The organism is Streptomyces sp. DG2A-72 (genome assembly GCF_030499575.1).
Taxonomy (GTDB): domain Bacteria; phylum Actinomycetota; class Actinomycetes; order Streptomycetales; family Streptomycetaceae; genus Streptomyces.
This window is the reverse complement of sequence record NZ_JASTLC010000001.1, coordinates 2,133,482-2,159,787: the sequence shown is the minus strand read 5'-3', so window position 1 is coordinate 2,159,787 and position 26,306 is coordinate 2,133,482. Positions and strand designations below refer to the sequence as shown.

At 71.2% G+C, this 26,306-nt stretch carries 23 protein-coding genes, 3 pseudogenes and 1 riboswitch; of the genes and pseudogenes, 11 read left to right on the top strand and 15 right to left on the bottom strand.

The window, feature by feature from the left end; genetic code table 11:
- Positions 1-15 precede the first annotated feature (15 nt).
- From cobI to QQY66_RS10285, 11 genes and pseudogenes are all read right to left on the bottom strand, one after another.
- Positions 16-762 (bottom strand): precorrin-2 C(20)-methyltransferase, encoded by a 747-nt coding sequence (cobI, locus tag QQY66_RS10330; protein ID WP_301978840.1) that lies wholly within the window; start codon positions 760-762, stop codon positions 16-18.
- Positions 747-1,433, bottom strand: a pseudogene (locus QQY66_RS50280) (cobyrinic acid a,c-diamide synthase); the annotation flags it as partial. The pseudogene QQY66_RS50280 and the gene cobI, both read right to left, overlap by 16 nt.
- 157 nt (positions 1,434-1,590) lie before the next feature.
- A pseudogene (locus QQY66_RS50275) lies at positions 1,591-2,376 on the bottom strand (cobyrinate a,c-diamide synthase); the annotation flags it as partial.
- The gene (gene cobO / locus QQY66_RS10320; RefSeq protein WP_301978839.1) at positions 2,376-2,975 is read right to left on the bottom strand and encodes a cob(I)yrinic acid a,c-diamide adenosyltransferase; all 600 of its coding nucleotides are present in this window, start codon (positions 2,973-2,975) and stop codon (positions 2,376-2,378) included. The pseudogene QQY66_RS50275 and the gene cobO, both read right to left, overlap by 1 nt.
- Entirely contained in the window at positions 2,975-4,975 is a 2,001-nt protein-coding gene (locus QQY66_RS10315; protein WP_301978838.1) for a putative cobaltochelatase, read from the bottom strand. The genes cobO and QQY66_RS10315 overlap by 1 nt, the downstream gene beginning before the upstream one ends.
- 169 nt (positions 4,976-5,144) lie before the next feature.
- Positions 5,145-8,798: a cobaltochelatase subunit CobN gene (cobN, locus tag QQY66_RS10310; protein WP_301978837.1), complete on the bottom strand. Its 3,654-nt coding sequence runs from the start codon at positions 8,796-8,798 to the stop codon at positions 5,145-5,147.
- A complete protein-coding gene (locus tag QQY66_RS10305) occupies positions 8,795-10,306 on the bottom strand; it encodes a cobyric acid synthase (protein ID WP_301978836.1) in 1,512 nt (503 codons plus the stop codon). The genes cobN and QQY66_RS10305 overlap by 4 nt, the downstream gene beginning before the upstream one ends.
- Positions 10,303-11,244 carry a cobalamin biosynthesis protein gene (locus tag QQY66_RS10300; RefSeq protein ID WP_301978835.1) on the bottom strand — a complete coding sequence of 314 codons (942 nt, stop codon included), beginning with the start codon at positions 11,242-11,244 and terminating at the stop codon, positions 10,303-10,305. The genes QQY66_RS10305 and QQY66_RS10300 overlap by 4 nt, the downstream gene beginning before the upstream one ends.
- 101 nt (positions 11,245-11,345) lie before the next feature.
- A riboswitch (cobalamin riboswitch) is annotated at positions 11,346-11,478 on the bottom strand.
- 118 nt (positions 11,479-11,596) lie between these two features.
- Positions 11,597-11,818, bottom strand: a complete 222-nt coding sequence (locus QQY66_RS10295) for a hypothetical protein (protein ID WP_301978834.1) — start codon at positions 11,816-11,818, stop codon at positions 11,597-11,599.
- A gap of 37 nt (positions 11,819-11,855) precedes the next feature.
- Positions 11,856-13,100, bottom strand: a complete 1,245-nt coding sequence (locus tag QQY66_RS10290; protein ID WP_301978833.1) for an inorganic phosphate transporter — start codon at positions 13,098-13,100, stop codon at positions 11,856-11,858.
- Positions 13,101-13,244: 144 nt separating this feature from the next.
- The gene (locus QQY66_RS10285) at positions 13,245-13,994 is read right to left on the bottom strand and encodes a lysozyme (RefSeq protein WP_301978832.1); all 750 of its coding nucleotides are present in this window, start codon (positions 13,992-13,994) and stop codon (positions 13,245-13,247) included.
- A 197-nt stretch (positions 13,995-14,191) separates the two neighbouring features.
- On the opposite strand from QQY66_RS10285, the gene QQY66_RS10280 reads away from it, so the two are divergent.
- The 3 genes from QQY66_RS10280 to QQY66_RS10270 all read left to right on the top strand — a co-directional run bounded on the left by QQY66_RS10280 (position 14,192) and on the right by QQY66_RS10270 (position 17,732).
- Positions 14,192-14,923, top strand: coding sequence for a class II aldolase/adducin family protein (locus QQY66_RS10280; protein ID WP_301978831.1), 732 nt, complete (start codon positions 14,192-14,194; stop codon positions 14,921-14,923).
- Positions 14,924-15,031: 108 nt separating this feature from the next.
- Entirely contained in the window at positions 15,032-16,159 is a 1,128-nt protein-coding gene (locus QQY66_RS10275) for an alpha/beta hydrolase (RefSeq protein ID WP_301978830.1), read from the top strand.
- Between the two features lie 181 nt (positions 16,160-16,340).
- Positions 16,341-17,732 (top strand): hypothetical protein, encoded by a 1,392-nt coding sequence (locus tag QQY66_RS10270; protein ID WP_301978829.1) that lies wholly within the window; start codon positions 16,341-16,343, stop codon positions 17,730-17,732.
- A 140-nt stretch (positions 17,733-17,872) separates the two neighbouring features.
- Here the strand turns inward: QQY66_RS10270 and QQY66_RS10265 are convergent, their stop codons facing one another.
- Positions 17,873-18,286 carry a VOC family protein gene (locus tag QQY66_RS10265; RefSeq protein ID WP_301978828.1) on the bottom strand — a complete coding sequence of 138 codons (414 nt, stop codon included), beginning with the start codon at positions 18,284-18,286 and terminating at the stop codon, positions 17,873-17,875.
- Between the two features lie 193 nt (positions 18,287-18,479).
- Positions 18,480-18,795, bottom strand: a pseudogene (locus QQY66_RS10260) (hypothetical protein); the annotation flags it as partial.
- A 440-nt stretch (positions 18,796-19,235) separates the two neighbouring features.
- Between QQY66_RS10260 and QQY66_RS10255 the strand changes: the two are divergent.
- The 3 genes from QQY66_RS10255 to QQY66_RS10245 all read left to right on the top strand — a co-directional run bounded on the left by QQY66_RS10255 (position 19,236) and on the right by QQY66_RS10245 (position 22,351).
- Positions 19,236-20,834 (top strand): ABC-F family ATP-binding cassette domain-containing protein, encoded by a 1,599-nt coding sequence (locus QQY66_RS10255; protein WP_301978827.1) that lies wholly within the window; start codon positions 19,236-19,238, stop codon positions 20,832-20,834.
- Between the two features lie 335 nt (positions 20,835-21,169).
- Complete coding sequence (locus QQY66_RS10250; RefSeq protein WP_004002281.1) at positions 21,170-21,391, top strand: helix-turn-helix domain-containing protein; 222 nt, start codon at positions 21,170-21,172, stop codon at positions 21,389-21,391.
- Between the two features lie 138 nt (positions 21,392-21,529).
- Positions 21,530-22,351, top strand: a complete 822-nt coding sequence (locus tag QQY66_RS10245) for an enoyl-CoA hydratase/isomerase family protein (protein WP_301978826.1) — start codon at positions 21,530-21,532, stop codon at positions 22,349-22,351.
- 4 nt (positions 22,352-22,355) lie between these two features.
- Here the strand turns inward: QQY66_RS10245 and QQY66_RS10240 are convergent, their stop codons facing one another.
- Positions 22,356-23,069 (bottom strand): nucleopolyhedrovirus P10 family protein, encoded by a 714-nt coding sequence (locus QQY66_RS10240; RefSeq protein WP_301978825.1) that lies wholly within the window; start codon positions 23,067-23,069, stop codon positions 22,356-22,358.
- A gap of 87 nt (positions 23,070-23,156) precedes the next feature.
- Between QQY66_RS10240 and QQY66_RS10235 the strand changes: the two genes are divergently transcribed.
- Genes QQY66_RS10235 through amaP form a run of 5 tightly spaced genes read left to right on the top strand, consistent with a single transcriptional unit; the run spans position 23,157 to position 25,481 of the window.
- Positions 23,157-23,642, top strand: a complete 486-nt coding sequence (locus QQY66_RS10235) for an Asp23/Gls24 family envelope stress response protein (protein WP_301978823.1) — start codon at positions 23,157-23,159, stop codon at positions 23,640-23,642.
- A 33-nt stretch (positions 23,643-23,675) separates the two neighbouring features.
- Positions 23,676-23,861 (top strand): hypothetical protein, encoded by a 186-nt coding sequence (locus QQY66_RS10230; protein WP_301978822.1) that lies wholly within the window; start codon positions 23,676-23,678, stop codon positions 23,859-23,861.
- Positions 23,858-24,241, top strand: coding sequence for a hypothetical protein (locus QQY66_RS10225; RefSeq protein WP_301978821.1), 384 nt, complete (start codon positions 23,858-23,860; stop codon positions 24,239-24,241). The genes QQY66_RS10230 and QQY66_RS10225 overlap by 4 nt, the downstream gene beginning before the upstream one ends.
- Positions 24,238-24,897: a DUF6286 domain-containing protein gene (locus QQY66_RS10220; RefSeq protein WP_301978820.1), complete on the top strand. Its 660-nt coding sequence runs from the start codon at positions 24,238-24,240 to the stop codon at positions 24,895-24,897. The genes QQY66_RS10225 and QQY66_RS10220 overlap by 4 nt, the downstream gene beginning before the upstream one ends.
- A gap of 5 nt (positions 24,898-24,902) precedes the next feature.
- Positions 24,903-25,481 (top strand): alkaline shock response membrane anchor protein AmaP, encoded by a 579-nt coding sequence (amaP, locus tag QQY66_RS10215; protein ID WP_301978819.1) that lies wholly within the window; start codon positions 24,903-24,905, stop codon positions 25,479-25,481.
- A 66-nt stretch (positions 25,482-25,547) separates the two neighbouring features.
- Here amaP and QQY66_RS10210 read toward each other — a convergent pair whose 3' ends face one another.
- Entirely contained in the window at positions 25,548-26,303 is a 756-nt protein-coding gene (locus QQY66_RS10210) for an SDR family oxidoreductase (protein WP_301978818.1), read from the bottom strand.
- Positions 26,304-26,306 lie beyond the last annotated feature (3 nt).

Genomic DNA, 26,306 nt, shown 5'->3' with positions numbered 1-26,306 from the left:
ACAGACCACGGCGGTTCACAGCTTGCCGCCCCGCCCGCCGTCGCGCCGCGCGGGCGCGATCAGCGTCGACAGATAGGGGAGAGGTGCACCGTCGAGCTCGGCGGCAGGCCGCACGGACTCCTCCGGCAGCCCGAGCGCCGACCCCCATACGGCGTCGCCCAGCCGCCCGGTCTCCCTGAGCGCCTCGGCGACCTCCCCGGCCTGCCGCCCGAACTTGTACGCGACGACGGTCCCCGGCCCGGCCAGCGCGTCCTTGAGCACGGCGGCCCCCGCGGTCACCGGCACGAGCGTGAGCGGCTCGGTCCCCTCGGTGAGCACGGCCCCCGACCGCGAGGCGAGATCCTGCATGGCGGTGATCCCGGGCACGGTCTCCACGACCACCCCCGGCACCAACTCGCCGATGGTCTGCGCGAGATAGGTGAACGTCGAGTAGACGTTGGGATCCCCGATGGTGGCGAAGGCAACGGCCCCGTACGTCGTGAGGAGTCGGGCCACCCGCTCCCCGGCAGCATCCCAGGCGGCCTCACGCCGCCCCCGATCGCTCCGCTCGTTCAGCGCGAAGACAACCCGCACGACTTTCTCCACGGGCACGTAATGCAAGACGGTGGCCTCGGCCCGCCCCCGCTCACCGGTATCCATCACCGGCACGACGACGACATCGGCGGCACGCAGAGCATTGACGCCCTTGACGGTCACCAGCTCCGGATCGCCGGGACCCACCCCGACTCCGATCAACCTGCTGCTGCTCATGACGTCCGGCACCTCTCCACGAACCGACGGGCGACACCGGGCTCGGACGCCCAGTGCGTGTGCAGATAACTCGCATGCACACCCTGTTGTACGAAACCTTCGACCCGCCGCCGAGGAGCACGCACACCCCATGCGGGAGCGGCCCCCGCCCCCGGCTCGACGACCGTCCGATGAAACTCATGCCCCCGCATCCGCACGCCCGCGCCCGCGATCACACTGTCACTCACGGCAACAGCATCCCGATACCCGAGCGTGAGCCGCCCGCTCATCCGGCCGGCCGCATCGAGCACCCCGCACATGGGCAGCCCATCCAACTCCCGGCACAGATAGAGCAGCCCAGCACATTCGGCGGCGACAGGAGCACCGGACTCTGCGAGGGCGGCGACGGCTTTGCGCAGGGGTTCGTTGGCGGACAGCTCAGCGGCGTACACCTCGGGGAACCCGCCCCCGATGACCAACCCGCAGGTGCCGTCAGGGAGTTGTTCATCGCGGAGGGGATCGAAGACGACGACTTCCGCGCCAGCGGCCGCAAGCAGCTCGGTGTGCTCGGCGTAGGAGAAGGTGAAGGCGGGGCCTCCGGCGACGGCGACCACGGGAGCTTTCAAGTCCAGTCCGGCATCATCCAGCCCGTCCGGCGTTTGAGGACGAGGCCGAAGGCCGATGGGGTCCAGGGGCGAAGCCCCGGTAGGGGTCCGGGGGCGAAGCCCCGGTGGGGTGCGGGGGGAAGCCCCGGTGGGGTGCGGGGGGAAGCCCCGGTGGGGTGCGGGGGGGAAGCCCCGGTGGGGTGCAGGGGCGAAGCCCCGCGGGGGTCCAGGGGGCGGAGCCCTCTGGCGGGGTCGAAGGGGCGGAGCCCCTGGAGGATGGGACGGGTAGGGGCGGCGGGGGCGAAGAAGCCAGGACCTCAGCCGCATCCCAGCCCGCACAAGCCAACGCCCCCGCACTCCGCGCCAGCGCCACCACCGCATCCAGATCGCACCCGTCGGAGACCTGCGCACCCATCGCCGCAACAGCCGCCTCCGCCTCCCCCCGCCGCTCCGCAACCGGAACCAACCCCAAATGCCGCGAAGGCGTGTCCACCTGCGGCGCCCGCCTCAACACACCCAGAACCGGCACCCCCACCGACTCCAACGCCTCCCGCAACAACTCCTCATGCCGATCCGAAGCCACCTTGTTCAGGATCACGCCCCCGACCCGAACCTCCGGATCCCAAGACACAAACCCATGCACCAACGCCGCCACGGACCGCGACTGCGACGACGCATCGACAACCAACACCACCGGCGCCCGCAGCAACTTCGCCACATGCGCGGTCGACGCCAGCTCACCCTCCCCCGCGGCCCCGTCATACAGCCCCATCACCCCCTCGACCACGGCGATGTCACACCCCCGCGCCCCATGCACGAACAACGGCCCGATCAACTCCGGCCCGCACAGATACGCATCGAGATTCCGCCCCACCCGCCCGGTCGCCAGCGCGTGATACCCGGGATCGATGTAGTCCGGCCCCACCTTGTGCGGAGACACAACAAGCCCCCGCGCAGCGAACGCGGCCATCAACCCCGTGGCAACGGTGGTCTTACCGCTGCCCGACGACGGCGCGGCGACGACCACCCGAGGAACAGACATCACCACTCGATGCCTCTCTGCCCCTTCTGCCCGACGTCCATCGGATGCTTGACCTTGGACATGTCGGTCACGAGATCGGCGAAATCGACGAGCTTCTCGGGCGCGTTCCGCCCGGTGATCACGACATGCTGGGTCCCCGGCCGGTCCCGCAGCACAGCCACGACCTCATCGACGTCGACCCACCCCCAGTGCAGGGGATAGGCGAACTCATCCAGCACGTACAGCTGGTACGTCTCGGCGGCCAGATCCCGCTTGACCTGCTCCCAGCCCTCGCGCGCCTTCTCCTCGTTGTCCATCTGGGAGTCCCGCTGCACCCAGGACCACCCCTCGCCCATCTTGTGCCAGGCGACGGATCCACCCTCACCGGAGTCCCCGAGCACCCGAAGCGCCCGCTCCTCGCCGACCTTCCACTTGGCCGACTTGACGAACTGGAACACCCCGATGGGCCACCCCTGATTCCAGGCCCTGAGCGCCAGCCCGAAAGCAGCGGTCGACTTGCCCTTCCCGACCCCGGTGTGCACCACCACCAACGGCCGATTACGCCGCTGACGAGTCGTCAGCCCATCGTCCGGCACGACACTCGGCTGCCCCTGAGGCATTACGCGGCCCTCCTCTGTACGTCCTTCACCAGCCCGGCGATGGAGTCCGCCCGCAGCTCGTCCAGCGTCACGGCCGTACCCCCCAGCTCACCGGCAAGCTGCCCGGCGAGCCCCAGCCGCACCGGCCCGGACTCGCAGTCGACCACCACCGAAGCGATCCCCTCGGCCGCGAACAACCGAGCCGCACGCCCCGCCAGCACCACCGGCTCCGGCCCACCGGTGGCCCGCCCGTCCGTCACCACCACAACCAGCGCCCGCCGAGCGGGATCCCGCAGCCGCTCCACCCGCAGCACGTCATGCGCCTTGAGCAGCCCCACGGCCAACGGTGTACGCCCACCGGTGGGCAATGTCTCCAGCCGAGCCGCAGCCGCATCCACGGACGAGGTCGGCGGCAGAGCCACCTCCGCGCTCGCCCCCCGGAACGTCACCAACCCCACCTTGTCCCGCCGCTGATACGCATCGAGCAGCAGCGACACCACAGCACCCTTCACGGCACTCATCCGCTGCCGCGCCGCCATCGACCCGGACGCGTCGACGACGAACAGCACGAGATTCCCCTCGCGCCCCTCCCGCGTCGCCTGCCGCAGATCGTCCCGCCGCACGACGAGCCCACGCCCGACCCGCCCACGCGCCCGCTGATGCGGCGCCGCCGCCTGCACGGTCGCCGCCAGATGCAGCTTGGTCAGCGCCCCCCGTGGCCGCCGCGCCCCCGTCGTCCGCCCGTGCTCGGTCCGCGCCCGCGAACGCCGCCCGGCGGCACCCTGCCCGATACCGGGGACGCTCAGCACCTTCGTACGAAACGGTTCGGAGGCCCGTACGGCCGACTGCTCCCCGGCGCCGGAGGCCTGCGGCTCGCCATCGTCACCGGCCTCGGGCCGAGCGCCCGTGTCACCACCCTGCGGATCCTCGTCCGGAGCAGGCTCCCCGCCACCCCCGCCCGGACCTGGCCCACCGTCATCAGGATCGGGATCGGGATCGTGGTCGCCGTCGCCGGAGAACTCCTCCAGCGTCTCGTCGAGCTTGTCCTCGTCAAGTCCCGGCGCGTCAAAGGGATTCCGTCGCCGCCGGTGCGGCAGCGCGAGCAGCGCGGCCTGCCGTACGTCCTCCGCCAGCACCTCGGTCCGCCCGGCCCACGCCGCGAGCGCGGTGGCCGTTCGCGCCATCACGATGTCGGCCCGCATGCCGTCCACCTCGAAGGCGGCACAGGTCGCCGCGATCTGCCGCAGCGCCCCGTCGCCGAGCCGCACCGACGGCAGCAACTCCCGTGCGGCGACGATGCGTTGACGTACCGCCGCCTCCTCGTCCGCCCAACGGGCCGCGAAACCGGCCGGATCGTCGTCGTAGGCGAGCCTGCGCCGTACGACCTCCACCCGCTGCTCCGGCTCCCGCGACGCCGCGACCTCCACGGTCAGCCCGAACCGGTCGAGCAACTGCGGCCGCAGCTCGCCCTCTTCGGGGTTCATGGTCCCGACGAGCAGGAAACGCGCGGCGTGCCGGACCGAAACCCCCTCCCGCTCGACATACGACGCACCCATCGCGGCCGCGTCCAGGAGCAGGTCGACCAGGTGGTCGTGGAGAAGGTTGACCTCGTCGACGTAGAGGATTCCGCGGTGCGCGTCCGCGAGCAGGCCGGGCTCGAAGGCCTTGACGCCCTCGGCGAGCGCCCGCTCGATGTCGAGCGCGCCGACGAGCCGGTCCTCGGACGCGCCGACGGGCAGCTCGACCATACGGGCCGGACGCGTGGTACCGCTGCCGGTCTCGTGCGGTCCGTCGGGGCAGCCAGGGTCGGGCGCACCCGGGTCGCAGGAGAAACGGCACCCGGCGACCACGTCCACCTCCGGCAGCAGCACCGAAAGCGCCCGCACCGCCGTCGACTTGGCCGTGCCCTTCTCACCGCGCACCAGCACACCGCCCACTGCTGGACTGACCGCGTTGAGGAGCAGCGCCAAGCGCAGATTGTCCTGTCCGACGACGGCTGTGAATGGGAAAGGCATGCTCATGCCTGGATCACTCCTTCGAAGGACTGCTGTCGGAGGCGGCCGGGTGCGCAGTGCACGGCTGACAAGCTGTGACCCAGCTCCCCGCCGACGCGGGGGTGGTCCGGCGCCGTTGTATCCGTGACGGCGGATCGCTGCTTGCTCCCCGCCGACGCGGGGGTTCCCAGGGAGATCACTGGTCTCCCTCCAGATCTCCCTCAAGCTCGAGGTAGGTCGCCCGGAGCCGGTCCAGGGTCTCCTGGTCCGGCTCCGCCCAGAGCCCTCGGTCAGCCGCCTCCAGCAAGCGCTCGGTGATGCCCCTCAGCGCCCAGGGATTCGATCGCTTCATGAACTCCTGGTTCTCCGGGTCGAAGACGTACTCGGCCGACAACTTCTCGTACATCCAGTCGTCCACGACCCCGGCCGTGGCGTCGTACCCGAAGAGGTAGTCCACGGTCGCCGCCATCTCGAAGGCACCCTTGTAGCCGTGCCTCCTCATGGCACTCATCCAGCGCGGGTTGACCACCCGCGCCCGGAATACCCGGTGCGTCTCCTCGCCCAGCGTCCGGGTCTTGACCTGGTCCGGCGTGGCGGAGTCGCCGACGTACGCCTCGGGGCTGGTGCCCGTCAGATGGCGCACCATGGCCACCATGCCGCCGTGGTACTGGAAGTAGTCGTCGGCGTCGACGAGATCGTGCTCGCGTGTGTCGACGTTCTTCGCGGCGACCGCGATCCGCCTGAACGCCGTCTCCATGTCCCCGCGCGCCGCCCGCCCGTCGAGCCCGCGCCCGTAGGCGTAGCCGCCCCAGACGGCGTACACCTCGGCGAGGTCCGCATCCGACCGCCAGTTGCGGGCGTCGATGAGCGGGAGCAGCCCGGCGCCGTACGCACCCGGCTTCGAGCCGAAGACACGGGCCGTCGCGCGCCGTCGGTCGCCGTGCTCGGCGGTGTCCGCGTCGGCATGGGCGCGTACGTAGTTCTGGTCGGCGGGCTCGTCCAGTTCGGCGACCTTGCGTACGGCGTCGTCGATCAGCCCGACCACATGCGGGAACGCGTCCCGGAAGAAGCCGGAGATACGGACCGTGACGTCGATGCGAGGACGGCCCAGCTCGGTGAGGGGCACGATCTCGAAGCCCGTCACACGGCGCGAGGCATCGTCCCACACCGGTCGGCAGCCGAGCAGCGCGAGGATCTCGGCGATGTCGTCGCCCTGGGTGCGCATCGCGGACGTACCCCAGACCGTCAGGCCGACGGACTTCGGGTACTCGCCGGTGTCCTGGAGGTACCGCTGCACCAGCGAGTCCGCAAGGGACTGCCCCACCTCCCAACTCAGCCTGGACGGGATGGCCTTGGGGTCGACGGAGTAGAAGTTGCGGCCGGTCGGCAGGACGTTGACGAGACCGCGGGTGGGGGAGCCGGAGGGGCCGGCAGGGACGTATCCGCCGTCGAGGGCCTTGAGGATGTGCCCGATCTCGTCGGTGGTGCGGGCGAGCCGCGGCACGACCTCGGTGCAGGCGAACTCCAACACGGCTACGGCGTCCGGGAGTTCGGTGCCGAGGACGTCGGCGGCCAGCGAACGAGCTTCCGAGACCGCCCAGTTGCGCTCCTCCATCCCCTCCGCCATCCGCCGGCACAGCTGCTCCAGCAGGTCGATCGCGTCGGCGGCGGAACGGGAGGGACCTCCCACGAGGTCCGACAGCTCCACCGGAACCTTCAACGGAGCCCCCGGCTCGGCCAGCAACTCCTTCTCGCTGAGCCCGAAATGGGCGGCGAGGGAAGCCCTGAGCCCCGGCAGGGCGTTCGCCTGTCCGCCCCACACCTGTGAGGCGCGCAGCACGGCGAGCACGAGGTTCACGCGCGGCTCGCCGACCGGTCCGCCGCCCAGGATGTGCAGCCCGTCGCGGATCTGCACGTCCTTGATCTCGCACAGATAGCCGTCGATGTGCATGACGAACTCGTCGAACGCGTCGTCGTCCGGCTGGTCGTCCACATGCAGGTCGTGGTGCAGCTCGGCCGCCTTGACCAGCGTCCAGATCTGCGCGCGGACCGCCGGTGCCTTCGTCGGGTCCAGGTCGGAGACCAGCGCGTACTCGTCGAGCAGCTGCTCCAGCTTGGCCAGGTCGCCGTATGTGTCGGCACGGGCCATCGGCGGTACGAGGTGGTCGACGACGGTGGCGTGGCCGCGGCGCTTGGCCTGGGTGCCCTCGCCCGGGTCGTTGACGATGAACGGGTAGATCAGCGGGAGTTCACCGAGCACGGCGTCCGGCGCGCAGCCTCCGCTGAGGCCGAGCCCCTTGCCCGGCAGCCACTCCATCGTGCCGTGCTTGCCCATGTGCACGATGGCGTCCGCGCCGAAGCTGTTCTCCAGCCATCGGTACGCCGCCATGTAGTGGTGGGACGGCGGCATGTCCGGGTCGTGATAGATCGCGATCGGGTTCTCGCCGAAGCCGCGCGGCGGCTGGATCATGACGACGACGTTCCCGAACTGGAGCGAGGCGAGCACGATGTCGTCCCCGTCGACGTACAGCGAGCCCGGCGGCTCGCTCCACGCCTCCAGCATGGCGTCCCGGAGTTCCGGGTCCAGCTTGTCGAACCAGGCCCGGTAGTCGGCGAGCGGGACGCGCGCGGGCGCGGAGGCCAGCTGGTCCTCGGTCAGCCACTCGACGTCGTGACCGCCTGCCTCGATGAGCCGGTGGATCAACTCGTCGCCGTTGTCGGGGTATTCGGTCAGGCTGTATCCGGCGTCCTTGAGGGCGTCCAGCACCTGAATGGCCGAGGCGGGCGTGTCGAGGCCGACCGCGTTGCCCACGCGCGAGTGCTTCGTCGGGTACGCGGTGAAGACGAGCGCGAGCTTCTTGTCGGAGTTGGCTTTGTGCTTGAGGCGCGCGTGTCGTACGGCGATCCCGGCGACCCGCGCGGCTCGCTCGGGGTCGGCGACGTACACGGGGACGTCGTCCGGGCCCTGCTCCTTGAAGGAGAAGGGGACCGTGATGAGCCGCCCGTCGAACTCCGGGATCGCGACCTGCATCGCCGCGTCCATGGGGGAGAGGGCGGCGTCGGACTCGTCCCACACGGCCCTCGACGACGTAAGGCAAAGTCCTTGCAGCACCGGCACATCGAGGTCGGCGAGCGCCCCGATGTCCCAGGCCTCCTCGTCACCGCCTGCCGAGGCCTGCGAGGCGTGCGTGCCGCCGGCGGCGAGGACGGTGGCGACCAGGGCGTCGGCCTTCGCGAGGATCTCGTACAGCCCGGCGTCGGCCCCGCGCAGTGAACCGCAGTACACGGGAAGGGCGTTGGCGCCTCGCGCCTCGATCGCGTCGCAGAGCGTGTCGACGAAGGAGGTGTTGCCGCTGAGCTCATGGGCCCGGTAGAAGAGCACACCGACGGTGGGCCGGCCCGCGACAAGAGAACGCTCGCCATGGACGCCGTACTCGGGCATCTTCTGCGGCTCGACGAACCCCTCACCCGTCAGCAGCACGGTGTCGGACAGGAACCGCGCCAGCTCGGTGAGGTTGGCGGGCCCGCCCTCGACGAGGTACCGCAGAGCCTCCGCCACCACACCCGCGGGCACGGAGGACTCGGCCATCAACTCCGCGTCGGGCACGGCCTCTCCACCGAGCAGCACGGTGGGAATGCCGGACGCCTTGAGCGCGGCGAGCCCGTCCTCCCAGGCCCGTTTGCCCCCCAGCAGCCGTACGACGGCGATGTCCGCGGCCCCGATGAGGCCGGGGAGTTCCTGGTCGACGTCCACACGGGTCGGGTTGCCGATCCGGTAGTCGGCACCGGAAGCGGCCCGGGCCGCCAACAGATCCGTGTCGGCGGTCGACAACAACAACACTGTGCTCATGCGGGCGCTCCCGGTGGAATGAAAGGCAGTCCTTGCGGCGCGCCGGACTCGATGAGCCCCCAGAGCGCGTCCGTGTCCGCGTGCTGTTCGATCAGATCGCCGAGCCGGTCGAGTTGCTCCTCGCGCAGCGCGGCGAACGACGTGTCGGGGGCCGGCACGAAGCGGCGGCCCGCGGCGCCGGCCACCTCACGCAGGAAGGCCCGCCGGAAACCGTCCGACTCCAGCGAGCCGTGCCAGTGCGTACCCCAGGTCTGGCCGACCCGGCAGCCGTCCAAGAAGGGTTCCCCGCCGTAGACTTCGGCGACCCCGTGATGGATCTCGTACCCCTCGACGCGCTCGCCGAGAGCCGCGCCGACAGGCCGGGTGAGGGTCTTCTCCCGGGCGAACCGCACCCGGACGGGCAGCACCCCGAGGCCCTCGACCTGCCCGCGCCGGCTCTCGACCTCGTCCTCGATGTGCTCGCCGAGGACTTGGAACCCACCGCAGATACCGAGGACGGGCCGCTGTTCGGCGGCCCTCCGGACGAGGGCATCCGCGAGGCCGCGCTCCCGCAGCCACTCCAGCGCGCGGACGGTTCCCCGAGTACCCGGGATCACCACCAGATCCGCGTCCGCCAGCTCCTCCGGACGGTCCACGAACCGCACCACGACGCCGGGTTCGGCGGCGAGGGCGTCGACGTCGGTGAAGTTGGACATGAGCGGGACGGCGCAGACGGCGACCCGCAGCACGTCCTCGCCGACGGGGGAGGAGACCTGCGATTCCCGGACCGTCCCCCGCAGGGACACCCGCAGCCCGTCCTCCTCGTCGATGCCGAGCCCGTGCCGGAAGGGCAGGACGCCGTACGTCCGCCGCCCCGTGAGGTCGTGCAGCATGTCGAGCCCGGGTTCGAGCAGCGAGACGTCGCCGCGGAACTTGTTGACGAGAAACCCGGCGACGAGTGCCTGGTCCTCGGGGGACAGCAGCGCCACCGTGCCGAAGAAGGAGGCGAAGACGCCGCCGCGGTCGATGTCGCCGACGACGAGCACCGGCAGCCCGGCATTGCGGGCGATGCCCATGTTGACGATGTCGGTCCGCCGCAGATTGATCTCGGCCGGAGAGCCGGCCCCCTCGCAGATCACCGCGTCATACGTGCCCCGCAACTCGGCAAGACAGTCGAGCACGGTCCCGAGCAGCCGCTCCTGCCGCCCCCCGTGATACCCCCGAGCACTCAGCTCCCCCACGGGCTTCCCCATGAGCACGACCTGACTGCTCTGCTCGCCACCCGGCTTGAGCAGCACGGGATTCATCAGCGCGGTCGGCTCGACGCGACAGGCCTGCGCCTGCATGGCCTGCGCCCGCCCGATCTCCGCGCCTTCCCGGGTCACGAACGAATTGAGGGACATGTTCTGCGCCTTGAACGGCGCGACCTTGACGCCCTGCCGCACCAGCCACCGGCAGATCCCGGCGGTGACGACGCTCTTGCCGGCGTCGGAGGTGGTGCCGGCGACGAGGAGACCACCGCCTGTCATGAGGTACGCCCCTTCACGATGCGGCGCGCGGCGACACAGACGCCGAGCGCGAGCCAGCCGACGCGCCTGGACAGTCGTACGGCCGCTTCGATGTCCTGCGTACCGACGGTCCGCCCGGCCCCGTTCAGCACGGGCCGGTGCTCGACCCGTCCGCCGTACGACAGCGTCCCGCCCAGCCGCACGCCCAGCGCCCCCGCGAACGAGGCCTCCACGGGCCCGGCGTTGGGGCTCGGGTGCTTGGCGGCATCGGCGCGCCAGGCTCGTACGGCCCCGCGGGGGTCACCGCCGGCGACGGCGGCGAGTACGGCGGTCAGCCGCGATCCCGGCCACCCCGCCACGTCGTCGAGCCGCGCCGAAGCCCAGCCGTACCGCCGGTACTTGGGCGATCTGTGCCCCACCATGGCGTCGAGCGTGTTCACGGCCCGGAACCCGACGAGCCCGGGAACGCCCCCCACAGCGCCCCACACCAGCGCCCCCACGACGGCATCGGAGGTGTTCTCGGCGACGGACTCCACAACGGCCCGAGCGATCCCGTCCGCATCGAGCGCCTGCGGATCCCGCCCGCACAGATGCGGCAGCCGTGCCCGCGCCCCCTCGACGTCCCCCGCATCCAGGGCACGCCCGATGCCCCGGGCCTCCCGGGCGAGCGAAGTCCCCCCGACGACCGCCCAGGTGGCCGTGCCGGTCAGGGCGACGGAGGCGGCGGGAGACGTACGTACGACACGGGCGGCGAGCGCCCCGACGGCCACGGCGCCACCGGCGCAGACGGCGGTGTGCAGCGCGCCCCACCCGCGATGGTCGCGCCACAACACCTTTTCCACGGCCCCGGCGGCCCGCCCGAACGCGGCGACCGGATGCCCCCGGCGCGGATCGCCGAGCAGCAGGTCGCCGAGGAGTCCGGCGGCGGCGCCGTACGCGAAGACGCGATCGGCACGCATGGAGCTCAGCCGACCGCGGGGTCAGACAGAGACCTGGTACTGCACCTCGAACGGCAGCCGAGCATCGCGATATGTCCTCACTCAGGGTGTCCACGCCCTGGTTCGACGAGACCGGCGGCGAGAGTTCCTGGCTCCCGGGGCTTTCTACCCCGGTGACAGTGGCGGGACCGCGCCGGACTCACACCGGCTTCCTCTTCTGCCGCCGTACATGGCCCCGGCAGTCCACCATGGGGTTGGAAGGGCCGTCAACTTGCCGTTGACCTGCGGCGGGAGAGTGTGCTGAGGCCCACACACGCGTGGGGCGCGGGACGGTGGTCCGTCCCGCACCCCGGGTGCTTTCACGCTCCGCGTGTCACGCGACGATCAGATAGATCCCGTAGCCCACCGCCGCCGCGCAGGCCGCGAAGCAGGTGTACGCGCCGGTGACCGCGAGCGCGGCGGAGTCGCCCTGGGACACGGCGCGTTCGCGGCGGGAGAGGCCTGCGACGCCGAGGGTGAACAGGGACACGAGGGCCACGGTGACCACGAGGCTGACGCCGAAGACGGAGCCGAGGGCCGCCCAGTCGATCTTCATGTTGCTGCTTTCGCTTTCTGGGGAAACCGGGTGGGGGTCAGACCTTGGCCTGCGAAGGCGCCGGTTCGGAGGCCGGGGCGGGGATCGTGGCCGTCAGCTCGTCGGTCGCGGTGCCCGCGGGCGGCGGGGTCACCGCGGCGATCGCCGTCGTCACGACGCCGGCCGGTTCCTCCGTCGTGTCGTTGACGTTCGTGTGGTCGACGACCTCGCGGCGGGAGCGCTGCCAGATCGCGGCGCTGGAGGCGATCAGGAAGACGGCGACCAGGGCGGTGCCCCAGCTGCCGAAGCCCGTCACGTACTCCGCGATCGCGCCGACCAGCGCCGCCGCCGGCAGCGTCAGGCCCCAGGCGACGAACATCCGGGTGGCCGTGGACCAGCGGACGACGCCACCCTTGCGGCCGAGGCCCGCGCCCATCACCGCGCCGGAGACGGAGTGCGTGGTGGAGAGGGAGAAGCCGAGGTGGGAGGAGGCCAGGATGACCGTGGCCGCGCTGGTCTGGGCGGCGAAGCCCTGCTGCGGCTGGAGGTCGGTCAGGCCCTTGCCCATGGTGCGGATGATGCGCCAGCCGCCGAGGTAGGTGCCGAGTGCGATGGCCACGCCCGCGGAGAGGATCACCCAGGTGGGAGGGTTCGAGCCGGGGGCGATCGCGCCGCCGGTGACCAGGGCGAGGGTGATGATGCCCATCGTCTTCTGCGCGTCATTGGTGCCGTGGGCCAGCGAGACCAGACCGGCGGAGGCGATCTGCCCGGCGCGGTAGCCCTTCGCGGCGGCCTTGCCGTCGGCGTCCTTGCCGAGGGAGCCCAGGGAATACGACAGGCGGGTGGCGAGCAGTGCGGCGATGCCCGCGACGAGCGGGGCGGCGATCGCCGGGATCAGCACCTTGGTGACGAGCACGTCGCCGTGGACCGCGCCGACGCCGGCCGAGGCGATGGTGGCGCCGATCAGACCGCCCATGAGCGCGTGCGAGGAACTGGACGGGAGACCGACCAGCCAGGTCAGCAGGTTCCAGAGAATCGCGCCGACCAGGGCGGCGAAGATGACCTCGGGACGTATGCCGGTCTCGTCGACGAGACCCTTGGAGATGGTGTTGGCGACCTCCACCGAGAGGAAGGCGCCGACGAGGTTGAGGACGGCGGACATCGCCACCGCGACCTTGGGTCTGAGCGCACCGGTCGAGATGGTCGTGGCCATCGCGTTGGCGGTGTCGTGGAAACCGTTCGTGAAATCAAACGCGAGAGCGGTGATCACCACAATCGCGAGGATCAGCGAGAAGCTTTCCATTTACCCAGGCAATCGTTCGAGGTCGTTGGCCGGTTGAACGTAGGTAACCTGAGTGAACGGAAGATGAACTGGGCAGGGCCGCACGGTGTCCTGGCGTGACGGTTGTCGCACCGTCGAACCCGCGCGGCCCAGACGGCCCAAGGGTTAGGAGCCTCGGGCAAACTTCTTCAGCTGGGACAGGGACCCATTGAAGAGATTCTGGTCACCCGGCAGGCTGCCGCTGTTGTCGTACTGCCAGAACGTCCAGGCCCCCCAGCCCGCCGGCAGCGTTCCCGCCGTCGAGGAGTTGTAGCGGGCGACCCACAGCGCATGGTCCGAGGCGAAGGCCCGGCTGCTGCCCGTGCACGCGTTCCACCAGTGAGCGGTCGTGTAGATCACGGGGCGGCGTCCGGTGAGCCGCTTGACCTCGTTGCTGAACGACTTGATCCAGACGACCATCCTGGAGTTGCTCATGTTGTAGCACTTGTGCCGCTTGTCGTACGGGTTGTACTCGATGTCGAGCGCCGGCGGCAGAGTCCAGCCGTCCGCCCGCCAGGCGCCGCCGTTGCGCACGAAATGGGCGGCCTGGGTCTTGCCCGACGACTTGTTGGGCAGCGCGAAGTGGTAGGCCCCGCGGATCAGGCCCGCGGTGCGCGAGCCGTTGTACTGCTGGCCGAAGTACGGGTTGCGGTAGGTGTGGGACTCGGTCGCCTTGACGTAGACGAACTTGGCGCCCTTGCTCGCCGCGCTCCGCCAGTCGACGTTCTTCTGGTGCGAGGAGACGTCGTGTCCCTTCGGCTTGCTCGCGGCGAAGGCCGGAACCTCGGTGAGGGCGATTCCCCCGACGGTCAACGCCGTCACGGAGGCCGCTATCACATGGGCGCGGCGACGGAACGGTTTGCGATCACGAGCCATATTTCCCCCCGGAATGGCGACATGCGCGTCAAATCCCCCGGAGAGTACTGGAACGTCCTTGAATGCTCATCGATCTCCGGCCAAGCCGGGGGGTGAGGGGTGTATGTGCCTGTATGCACCCTTCCGGAGGTCGGTCCTCCGCCCTAAAGTGCCCCCGCCTGACGGCGGGTTGACGCCGCGCCTGGCAGGATCGCGGCATGGCTGAGCAGCGGCGGGATCAGGGAGACGGGCGGGAGGCCCGGGAGGAGTCGCAGGTTGTGGGGGACCCGTGGGGGAGGGATGCGCTCCAGGAGGAGGTGCGCGCCTGGGAGGAGCTGGTCGCCACCGCCCGTCGGACCGTGGCCGACGGTCTGGTCGTCGGCACGTCCGGCAATGTCTCCCTGCGCGTCGGGGACACGGTCCTGGTCACGCCCTCGGGCGTGCCTTATGACCGCCTCACGCCGGACGACGTGACCGGCGTCGACCTCGACGGCCGGCAGGTGCTCGGCACCCTCGTCCCGACCAGCGAGCTGCCCATGCATCTCGCCGTCCACCGCACGACCGACGCCCGCGCCGTCGTGCACACCCACGCCGTCCACGCCACGGCCGTCTCCACCCTCGTCACCGAGCTCCCGGTGATCCACTACATGACCGGGGCGCTCGGCGGACCCGTCCGAGTCGCCCCATATGCGACGTACGGCACCGACGAGTTGGCCGAGAACATGCTCCAGGCCCTGACCGACCGCTCCGCCTGCCTCCTCCAGAACCACGGCACGATGGCCTACGGCACCACCCTCGACCAGGCCTACGACCGCACAGCCCAACTCGAGTGGATGTGCCGCCTCTGGCTCACGGCCTCCTCGGTACCGGGCCTGTCCCCGAGCCTGCTGTCGGAGGAACAGCTGCGGGAGGCGGGGGAGAAGCTGCGGGAGTATGGGCAGCGGGGCTGAGAGGGGTGTCGGGGCACCGGTCGCCGATTGCCCCGCCGGTCGCCTTCGATCAGCCGCGACCATGTCCCCCGGCTGGCCGACAGCCGGGTCCGCCAGGACACTGAACCCGTGCGCACTGTCAAAACGGCGGCCGCGGCCGTCACCGTGGCCCTGGCGGCCGGCGCGGCCAGCGTGGCCGCCGGACGGTTCGCCAGCGACGCCGCGCTGAAGGTGGCACCAGGACGGCCCCTGCCCGGCGAACCCCGGCTCACCGTGCATGCGACGGCGGCGGGCCAGATCGCGCTCACCCGGGCCCTGGCCTCCCTGCGCCCCGGCACCTACGGCCTCACCGGCGACGCCTCGCACGCCGTCGTCGGGCCCGTCCTCGGCGCGGCGAACCACTCCGCCGACACCGTCGTACGCCGCCTGGAACGCGTCACCCACGGCACCCTCGAGCCCGGCGACAAGGTGTGGCTCACTCCGAACGTGTACGTCGGCGACCCCGGCGCCGCCCTCGGCCTGGACCACGCCGACGTCGACATACCCGGCGAACTCGGCTCCCTGCCCGCCTGGTTCGTGCCCGGCGTACGGGACATCTGGATCATCGCGGTGCACGGCCTCGGCACCACCCGCGAGCACGCCATGAACCTCATGGAGTTCCTGGGCCGCCGCGGCTTCCCGGTGCTGGCCCCCGCCTACCGCGGCGACCTCGGCGCCCCCCGCTCCCCGGACGGCCTGAACCACCTCGGCGAGACCGAGTGGCGCGACCTGGACGCGGCGATCCGCTACGCCGTGCGCCACGGCGCCAAGCAGGTCGTCCTGCACGGCTGGTCCACCGGCGCCACCATGGCGCTGCGCGCCGCCGCCCACTCGGGGCTGCGTGAGCGCGTCTCGGGGCTCGTCCTGGACTCCCCGGTGCTCAGCTGGGAGACCACGCTGCGCGCCCTGGCCTCGGCCCGGCGCACCCCGGGTGCCCTGCTGCCGCTGGCTGTCCGCGCCGCACAGGGCCGCACCGGGCTGCACGGCGACCGCATCACCGACGCCGCCGACCCCGGCCGGCTCTCGGTGCCGACGCTGATCTTCCACGGCCCCGACGACACGGTGGCCCCCTGGGCCCTCTCCCGCCGCCTCGCCGACAGCCGCACCGACCTGATCTCCCTCCACACGGTCCAGCGCGCCCCGCACGCAGCCATGTGGAACGCCGACCCGCAGTCCTACGAAGAGACGCTGCGCCGCTTTCTGACCCCGCTGATGTGACCTCCCGTCCGCCCCGATCCCACCCGGTCCCGCAGATTCCGTTTAACGCGGTATCACTGGCCTGTTCTCGGGCCTGTTCTCGGCCCTCCACCGCCCGCAGGACCCCGTGCGTTGGCCATCCCCGTCGCCCGCCGTGACATTCCGTTTGGGTTTTCGGACCGTCAACCGGAAGACTGCCCCCGTGACGTCCCGTATCCCGCGCGACTCCAGGCTTCGACTCGTCCGCCAGCGACCCCTGGCCGCCGCCCCCCGAGCGATGAACCAGCGGCGCTCAAGCCGCCCCGCCCCGCGCCCACCGGAGGGCACTCCGGCCCGGGCGGAGCTGGCCAGAATGGCTCGCTCCGGTCTGGCCTCCGCTGCCCGTGTCGCCCACTGGGCCGACGCCGCGCTGCACCCCGGCCGTTACGGTGCGAGCCCCGACGGCAAGGGCACCCTCTCCGACACGACCGCCGAACTGGCGGCCAGGGACCTGGGCCTGACCCCGGCTCAGGTCCGCGCCGACTGGGACACCGCCCGCCTCGCCGGCCTCGTCGAGGTGCATGGCGACAGCGCCCGCCCCGGCTGGCGGCTGCGCGCCTGGGACCGCGACGACAGCGCCGTACTGCGCGGCTGGGTCGCTCTCTTCGACGCCTGGTCGCTCGCCCATCCGGAACCCGCGGACCACGAGCCCGCCGCCGTCGCCGAGGTCGTCTCGGCCATGCCCCAGGTGCTCTCCTTCCTCCAGCTCTCCGCCGGTCCCGTCCCGGTCGAGCAGCTCCTCGACCTCCTGGAGCAGCGGGTCACCGAACTTCGCACCGAGCGCTGCGAGATTCCCTACGGTCCGCAGCCCGAGCCGGCGGCGGAGCTCGCCGACACCCCCCTCGACCCGCTTCTCGACTGGGCCCTGCACGCCCTGGCCTCGGTCGGCGCCCTCACTTGTGGCGACGGACAGGCCACGCTGACCCCGCTCGGCAGCTGGGCGGTCTGGGTCAAGCTGGAGCAGATCTGCGTCGCCGCCCAGAGCCCCGCCGGGAACATCGAGGTCGCCGCCGAGGAGATGCTCCGCGGCTGCGCCCAGCTCCGCCCGAAGGCGGCCCGCGACGAGTACCGCGCCTGGCTCGCCGCCCGCCCCGTCGGCAGCGCCGTCACCGAACTGCTCGACGCCGCCCGCGGCGATGACGCCCTGCTGCGCGGCCTCGCTTTCGAGGCACTGCGCGTCGTCGGCGCCCCCGCCGAGCCCGACGTACGCGCTGTGGCCGACGAGCCGACGCTCAGGCCGTACGCCTTGCTGTGGCTCGCCGAGCACGACGGGTTCGACCCGGAGGACGCCCATGAGGTCCTCACCCGGGAAGAGGCCACATGGCTGTGGGTCGACACGGCCGCCGCCGTCGCCGACCACGGTGAGGCCCCGATGCTCGTGCGGCACCTGGAGTCCGCGGTGCAGCCGACGGTCCCCATGCTGCTCGACGAGGTACGTGCCGTCGGGCACCCTCGCACCGTGCAGGTCCTGGTCGCCCTCGCCGCGGCACACCCCGATCCCGCCCTGGCCAAGGCCGTACGCCGCGCGGCCTTCCAGGTGCACACTGGCGGGTGAGCGCTCCGCTGGTGGCGCCGCGATGTGTGTCGTCTTTCGTCTGCGGCGCCGTTGTGGCTTGTCGCGCCCACGCGGCGGAGCCGCATATTGACACAGCCCCGCGCCCCTTCGGGGCGCTCCCGGACCGCAGTCGAGTCCGCTCAGCCGCCTATTTCTGGGGCGTACGTGCCGAAGCTCCAGATGTTGCCCTCGACGTCCCGGGCCATGTAGTCCCGCGAGCCGTAGTCCTGGTCCGTCGGGGGCATCAGGATCTCCGCGCCGTGGTCCACGGCACGCTGGTGGTGGGCGTCGACGTCGTCCACCACGACATACACCCCGGCGGGGCCCGCGCCCTTCATCAGCTCGTCGAAACGGCCGCCGCGGCCCTTCGAGCCGAGCATCACCGCGCCGTTGCCCTGCACCAGCTCCGCGTGTGCCACCATGCCGTTCTCGCCCTCGTACACCGACAGCTCGGTGAAGCCGAAGGCCTGAGTGAGCTGCCGGATCGCCGCCTTCGCGTCCGCGTACAGCACCGTCGGGTAGATGCTCGGACTCGCGCCGCCCGTGCCCGCCATGACGATCACTCCCTTGTGCGTCGCGCCTGTGTGTCTCGCTGGTGCGTCGAGCGGAAAACCGCTGGAAATCACCGGAATCCTGCTGCCTGTCGCCAGTCTCGCACCCACCACTGACAACGCCCTCCCGACCGCGGCGCGGCCCTCAGCGGAAGGTGCGGAAGGTATTGCAACGCCCCATGTCGCCCGTCCGATCCCGGCCCTGGAACCGCTCCTGGATCCGGTCGTCGCCCACGGCCACCGCCGCGTCCAGCCCGTCCCGGATGTCGGCCTCGGTGAGGCTGGTGATCAGGGGCCGCCCGGTCGACTCGTCCGTGTTGGCGTCCTGTCCGGTCCGGCACAACTGCTGCACTTGAGCCGCCGCCGAAGCGTCGCCACCGGCTCGTCGCCGCCCGAGGAGCAGGGCGGTCAGACCGGCGCCCGCCCACGGTCGCCTTGCCGCCGGGTATCCGGCCGCCGCGCACGTCCTGCACCTCGGAGCTGTCCAGCCGGGCGTCGTCGTCGAACTGCACGGTGCCATCACCTTCTGCGTGCGTCGTTCCTCGGCCATCCTCGCCCGGCGCCACGGCCCGGGCTCCGGACGGACGTCCGAACGGGCGACGGGGCGCGGCCGGTCCGCCGTGTCACGCGCGCCCGCCCCCGCAGCCGCACGCGCGCAAGGGTGCGCCCAGCCGCCCGAGCGTGCCGTACGTCACGGCGGGGCACTGCTCGTCGCACCGCCCCGTGGGGACCGCGCGGCCCGTCGCCGTCGACGACCTGGGCAGGATCACCTCGCACCGCGGCCTCGCGGCAGCAACGGGGTCCGCGGCGGGCGGTCCGAACGCCGGAACGCCGGAAAAGTGGTTGCACCGCCCCGTTAGAATTGCCGCTATGGCCATTCTCCTCGCGCATTAGACGGCGGGAACGTCCTCAGCCGCCCACCTGCCAACCCCCTCCGCCCTGGAGTCTGACCGTGATCTCCGCCTCCGGTATCGAGCTGCGCGCCGGTGCCCGCGTCCTCATCGAGTCCGCCACCTTCCGAGTCGCCAAGGGCGACCGCATCGGCCTGGTCGGCCGCAACGGCGCCGGCAAGACCACCCTCACCAAGTGCCTGGCCGGTGAGGGCAACCCCGCCGGCGGCACCATCACCCGCTCCGGCGAGGTCGGCTACCTCCCGCAGGACCCCCGCACCGGCGACCTCGACGTCCTCGCCCGCGACCGCATCCTCTCCGCGCGCGGCCTCGACGTACTGATCCAGAAGATGCGCGACAACGAACAGCGCATCGCGAACGGCCAGGGCGCCACCCGGGAGAAGGCCCTCAGGCAGTACGAGCGCCAGGAGACCGAGTTCCTCACCAAGGGCGGGTACTCCGCCGAGGCCGAGGCCGCCACCATCGCCGCCGCGCTCAACCTGCCCGACCGGGTGCTGGGCCAGCCCCTGCACACGCTCTCCGGCGGTCAGCGCCGCCGTATCGAGCTGGCCCGGATCCTGTTCTCCGACGCCGACACCCTGCTGCTCGACGAGCCGACCAACCACCTCGACGCGGACTCGATCGTCTGGCTGCGGGACTACCTGAAGACGTACCGCGGCGGCTTCATCGTGATCTCCCACGACGTCGACCTGGTCGAGACGGTCGTCAACAAGGTCTTCTACCTGGACGCCAACCGGGCCCAGATCGACTACTACAACATGGGCTGGAAGCTCTACCAGCAGCAGCGCGAGGCCGACGAGAAGCGCCGCAAGCGCGAGCGGCAGAACGCCGAGAAGAAGGCCGCCGCACTGCATTCGCAGGCCGACAAGATGCGGGCCAAGGCCACCAAGACCGTCGCCGCGCAGAACATGGCCAAGCGGGCCGACCGGCTGCTCGCCGGACTCGAAGCGGTCCGCGCCTCCGACAAGGTCGCCAAGCTCCGCTTCCCCGAGCCCGCGCCCTGTGGCAAGACCCCGCTGATGGCCGAGGGCCTGTCGAAGTCGTACGGCTCGCTGGAGATCTTCACGGACGTCGACCTGGCCATCGACAAGGGCTCCCGAGTCGTCATCCTCGGTCTCAACGGCGCCGGCAAGACGACCCTGCTGCGTCTCCTCGGCGGCGTGGAGAAGCCCGACACCGGCGAGGTCGTCGAGGGCCACGGCCTCAAGCTCGGCTACTACGCGCAGGAGCACGAGACCCTCGACCCGGAGCGCACGGTCCTGGAGAACATGCGCTCCGCCAACCCCGACCTCGACCTGGTCGAGGTCCGCAAGACGCTCGGCTCGTTCCTGTTCTCCGGCGACGACGTCGACAAGCCGGCCGGTGTCCTCTCCGGCGGCGAGAAGACCCGCCTCGCCCTCGCCACCCTCGTGGTGTCGTCGGCCAACGTCCTGCTCCTCGACGAGCCGACCAACAACCTCGACCCGGCCAGCCGCGAGGAGATCCTCGGCGCGCTGCGCACCTACAAGGGCGCGGTCGTCCTCGTCACCCACGACGAGGGCGCGGTCGAGGCGCTCCAGCCGGAGCGGATCATTCTGCTTCCGGACGGAGTCGAGGACCTCTGGGGTGCCGACTACGCGGATCTCGTCGCCCTGGCTTGATCGAAAGCGTGATCCACAGCGTATGGATCATTCGGCTCATCCTTGATCCATCATCTGTGTGAGATCTCCTCGTACCGAGGTGTGTCCTACATCGATTTCACGGCCGAGTCCTTTATCGACAAGGGCTCGGCCGTCCTGCGTCCCTGACCAGGCGCTTCGCGGAACAACCCGTTCGGCCGTACGGACAACTCTCCGCTGAATTACAGATTCCGTATGTGGGGATGCGCTCCTGTCGTCAAAACCCTGTCTTACGGACCTTGCCGAATGGGTGGCCATCAAGGCCCGGAGGGGTGATCATGAGGGGACCAGAGCGCACTTCCCATGAGGAGGCACGGGTGGCCGAGACTCTGAAGAAGGGCAGCCGGGTAACCGGCGCCGCGCGCGACAAGCTCGCGGCAGACCTGAAGAAGAAGTACGACTCCGGTGCGAGCATCCGGGCGCTGGCCGAGGAAACCGGCCGCTCGTATGGCTTCGTACACCGGATGCTCAGCGAGTCGGGCGTCACGCTGCGTGGGCGCGGCGGGGCGACTCGGGGCAAGAAGGCCGCATCGTCCTGAGTCCGGGCGGCCCCTCGCTTTCGATGGTGGCCACCCGGTCGGTCTTCTGAGCGGCCGGGTGGTTACTGTGCAGTCACTTAAGGATGCCTGCCCGTCTGGTACGGCATCCAGGACGACCGCACACATCGGAGGCGCCCCATGGCTTCGCCCGACCAGGACCTTGTGTCCCGAGGTCCCGAAGGTCCCGTACTCGACAAGGACGGCGTACGGCTCACCGTCGACGACGCGATCGCCACGGTGACGCTGGCCAATCCGGCCAAGCGCAATGCCCAGAGCCCCGCGATGTGGCGTGCGCTGGGCGAGGCCGGGCGGTTGCTGCCGGGCAGCGTGCGGGTCGTCGTGCTGCGCGGGGAGGGCCAGTCCTTCTCCGCCGGTCTCGACCGGCAGATGTTCACGCCCGAAGGCATCGAGGGCGAGCAGTCGTTCATCGACCTCGCGCGCGGCAGCGACGCCGAACTGGACGCGGCCATCGCCGGGTTCCAGGAGGGCTTCACCTGGTGGCGGCAGAGCGACATCGTGTCCATCGCCGCCGTCCAGGGGCATGCCATCGGGGCCGGGTTCCAGCTTGCCCTCGCGTGTGATCTGCGCGTCGTCGCCGACGACGTGCAGTTCGCCATGCGCGAGACCAGCCTGGGACTGGTGCCGGACCTGACCGGCACGCATCCGCTGGTCGGGCTCGTCGGGTATGCGCGGGCGCTGGAGATCTGCGTGACCGGGCGCTTTGTCCTGGCCGAGGAAGCGGTGAGTACGGGACTGGCGAATCTCGCCGTGCCGGGTGAGCAGCTGGACGCGGCCGTGGCGGATCTGGCGTCCGCGATCCTGGCCGCGCCCCGGGATGCCGTGATCGAGACGAAGGCGTTGCTGCGGGGTGCCGGTGAGCGGACCTACGAGGAGCAGCGCGCGGCGGAGCGGGCCGCGCAGGCCCGGCGGCTCAGGGAGCTGGCCGGGCTGGGCGAATGAGCAGTCAGATGACCGCGGTGACCAGCACCGCCACCGTCGGGCTGTCCTGAAGCGCGCTCGACACCGCGACGCGGACCTCCCGGGCCACCCGCACGGCCGGGCGGTCCGCGTCCGCCGCCAGTTCCAGGCGTACATGACGGTGCGGCAGCGCGGTGTCGTCGACCTGCCGTTCCTCTATGTGGACCGCCCGCCCCAGCGTGCCCGTCAGGGCGGTCACGCCCGGGACGCCGAGGGCCGCCTCGGCCGCGCGGGCTTCGTCACCGTCCCGGACTTCCGAAGCCTGCCGCGGCTCGGGCGGTCGTACGGGCTCGGGCTCCGTGTCCTCGTCCAGCAGGGCCGTCACCCGTAGGTCGACCTCCGTGACCGCCAGACCGAGTCGTTCCCGCGCCGCCGAGGCAAGGGCCGTACGCAGGCGGGAAGCCGTCGTTGGCAGCGGAGCCGACGATGTTGCCCCGAAGTCCACCGTCAGGCGGAGCGGGCCGGGTGGCAGTGCGCTCGGCGGAGGCGGTACGGCGGGCTCGTGGGCGGCGTCCGGATCGGTGAGCGCGATCCGCAGTGCGCCGAGGCGTACCCCGCGCACCGGCTCCGCCGCGCGCCGCAGCAACGCCTCGGCCGCCGCCTCCGTGATCCACGCGCCGTCGTGCGGGCCGCCCAGGGGGAGGAGCCGGCCCAGCCCCAGCTGCTGTCGAACTGTCTGCGCCAACCGGTCGGACGTCATTGCTCCAGCCTGCCGCATCCACGGCGCGCGAGGGCGGAACCGCGCTTACCGTGGTCGAAGGACGACGACCGAAAGGGACGTACGGCGATGACCGATATGACGGAGCGGAACCGGACGCAGACCCCGGAGGGCGAGAACGAGCCGCCGGTACAGACCCGTAAGGCAACCAAACGCGGGGGCGGGGAACCGGCGACCCGGGGGCGCACCACCATCGCCGACGGGGTAGTGGAGAAGATCGCCGGGCTGGCCGCCCGGGATGTCCTGGGCGTGCACGCCATGGGGAGCGGGCTGTCGCGGACCTTCGGAGCCGTACGGGACCGGGTGCCCGGCGGGACCAAGTCCGTGACACGAGGCGTGAAGGCCGAGGTGGGAGAGGTACAGACCGCGCTCGATCTGGAGATCGTCGTCGACTACGGCGTGTCGATCGCCGATGTGGCACGGGATGTGCGCGAGAACGTGATCGCGGCCGTCGAGCGGATGACGGGGCTCGAGGTCGTCGAGGTCAATATCGCGGTGAGTGATGTGAAGCTGCCGGAGGAAGAAGAAGAGGAGCAGGAACCGCGGATCCAGTGACCCGTCGGCGACCGAACCGCCAAGGAGCGCACCATGAGCATGGCTGTGATCGGCATGATCGCAGGAATGGCCCTGGGCTTCGCCGGGTACTTCGGCGGGTTCGGCGCCTTCCTGCTGGTGGCGGCGCTGGGCGCCGTCGGGTTCGTGGTCGGCCGGTTCCTGGAGGGAGACCTGGACATCGGCGACTTCTTCCGCTCGCGTGACGACCGACGGCGGTGACGTCCGTGAGCGAAGGGGCCGCCGAACTCCCCAGACCCGGGATCGCCGTACCGCCAGGAGAGCGCGGTGCCACGCGGATCGCCGACCGGGTGGTGGCGAAGATCGCCTCGCAGGCCGCGCGTGAGGCGCTGGGCGCACTGCCGCCGGACGCCTCACCGCCGCACGCCTCGGTCGTCGTCCACCACGACACCGCCCGCGTCCGCGTCAGCCTCGACCTCGGCTACCCCTCCGACGTCGGCCGTCAGTGCGGCTCCGTGCGTCGGCACGTCACCCAGCGGGTAAGCGCTCTCGTGGGGATGGAGGTGCACGAAGTGGCCGTACACGTGGAGCGGCTGCATCCGGTCGCGGTACCCGGCGTGGCACAGGGGAGGACCCTATGAGCGAGTCCCAGGGGGCCGAGAGCACTCAGCGGCTGCCCGTCCTGGAGAAGGCCGACGAGGGCGGACACAGCCAGTCCGCCTCCGCGGCGGACTACGAACCCGTCGGCGGAGAGAACGGCGGCCGCTTCTGGTCGGCCCGCCGCGTCCCGGCCGCGATCGTCGCGCTGCTCCTGCTGCTGGTCGCCGGTGCCTTCCTCTACGACATCGCCGCCGTGCGCGCCGACCGGCCCGCCATGGCGTGGCGCCGCGAACTCGCCACGCAACTCGCCGAACGTCCCCTCGACGACACCTGGGTGCTGGTCGGCGCGGGCATCGCCGCGGCCCTCGGCCTCTGGCTGATCCTGCTCGCCGCCACGCCCGGCCTGCGCGCCGTACTGCCCATGCGGCGCACCCACCCCGACGTACGCGCCGGCCTCCACCGGGACGCGGCCGCCCTCGTGCTGCGCGACCGGGCCATGGAGGTGTCCGGCGTGCAATCGGTACGGGTCCGGATGGGCCGCGCCCGGGCCGACGTCCGCGCGATCTCCCACTTCCGCGAACTGGACGACGTACGCGCCGACTTGGACACCACACTCGCCGACGCGATCAAGGGCCTGGGGCTCGCCCGGCCCCCCGCCCTGTCGGTGCATGTCCGGCGCCCCGGACGGAAGGGGTGAGCGCGGTGCTCAGGATCGTCAATCGCGTGCTGCTCGGCATCGTCGGCCTGGTGCTGATCCTGATCGGCGGTTCCGTGCTCGCCGTAGGCCTCGGTCTGAACCCGCCCTCCTGGTGGATCCACGACGGCCGGCACGACGTACTGCTCAGCGACGCCGAACGCACCCGCTGGCGGGACGACGGCTGGTGGTGGCCGACCGTCATCGCCGTACTCGCCGTCCTCCTCCTGCTCGCCCTGTGGTGGCTCACCGCCGAACTGCGCCGACGCCGCCTCGCCGAGGTCCTGGTCGACACCGGCGACGGCGAGGGCGCCCTGCTGCGTGGCAGGGCCCTGGAGGGCGTACTCGCCGGAGACGCGAGCCAACTGAACGGCGTAGCCCGAGCCCACGCCGAACTCACCGGCCGCCGCAGCACCCCCGAGGCCCGAGTCCGACTCCTCCTGGAACCCCACGTGGACCCGGCCGAGGCCCTCAACCACCTCACAACCCAGGCCCTGGCCCACGCGAGGGATTCGGCGGGCCTCAAGTCACTACCGGCGGAGGTACGACTGAGGGCGGTCAAGCACCGTGCAGAAAGGGTGACTTGACGCCCCGATAGGGGCGCGGGGAACTGCGCGACCAGCCCCCGCAGACCCGCACCCGGCAACGGCGCTTCAGAACCCGTGCCGAGCCCCACCATCCACAGGCAACATGATCCCCGTCAGATAGGACGCGGCAGGCGACATCAGAAAAGCCGCCACCCGCCCGAACTCCTCAGGCGCCCCATACCGCCGCAACGGAATCCGCGACTCATGCCCCGCCCGAGTAGCCTCCGGATCCGCCGACATCCCATCCAGCTCGCGCACGCGATCCGTATCGATCCGAGACGGCAGCAACCCCACCACCCGAATCCCCCGCGGCCCCAACTCGTCCGACAGCGACTTCGCGAACCCGGCAAGCCCCGGCCGCAGCCCATTGGAAATCGTCAGCCCCGGAATCGGCTCGTGCACAGACGCAGACAGTACGAATCCGATGACCCCGCCCGCTTCCAACTCCCCGGCCGCCGCCCGAGCGAACCGCACCGCCCCGAGGAACACCGACTCGAACGCCGCCTGCCACTGCTCATCCGTGTTGTCGGCAGCGAACCCCGGTGCGGGCCCACCCACGCTCACCAGCACCCCGTCGAACCCTCCGAAGTGCTCGCGCGCGACCGCGATGAGCCGCGCCGGTGCCTCCGGATCGGCGTTGTCCGCGGCAACGCCGACGGCGTTGGCGCCCAGCTCGCCCGCGGCCTCGCTCGCGGCCTTGCCGTTCCGCCCCGTGATGATCACCTTCGCCCCGTCGGCGACGAGTTCACGCGCGGCCGCTTTGCCCAGCCCACGGGTGGCCCCGGTGACGACGTACACCCGGTCCTTCAGTCCAAGATCCATGGG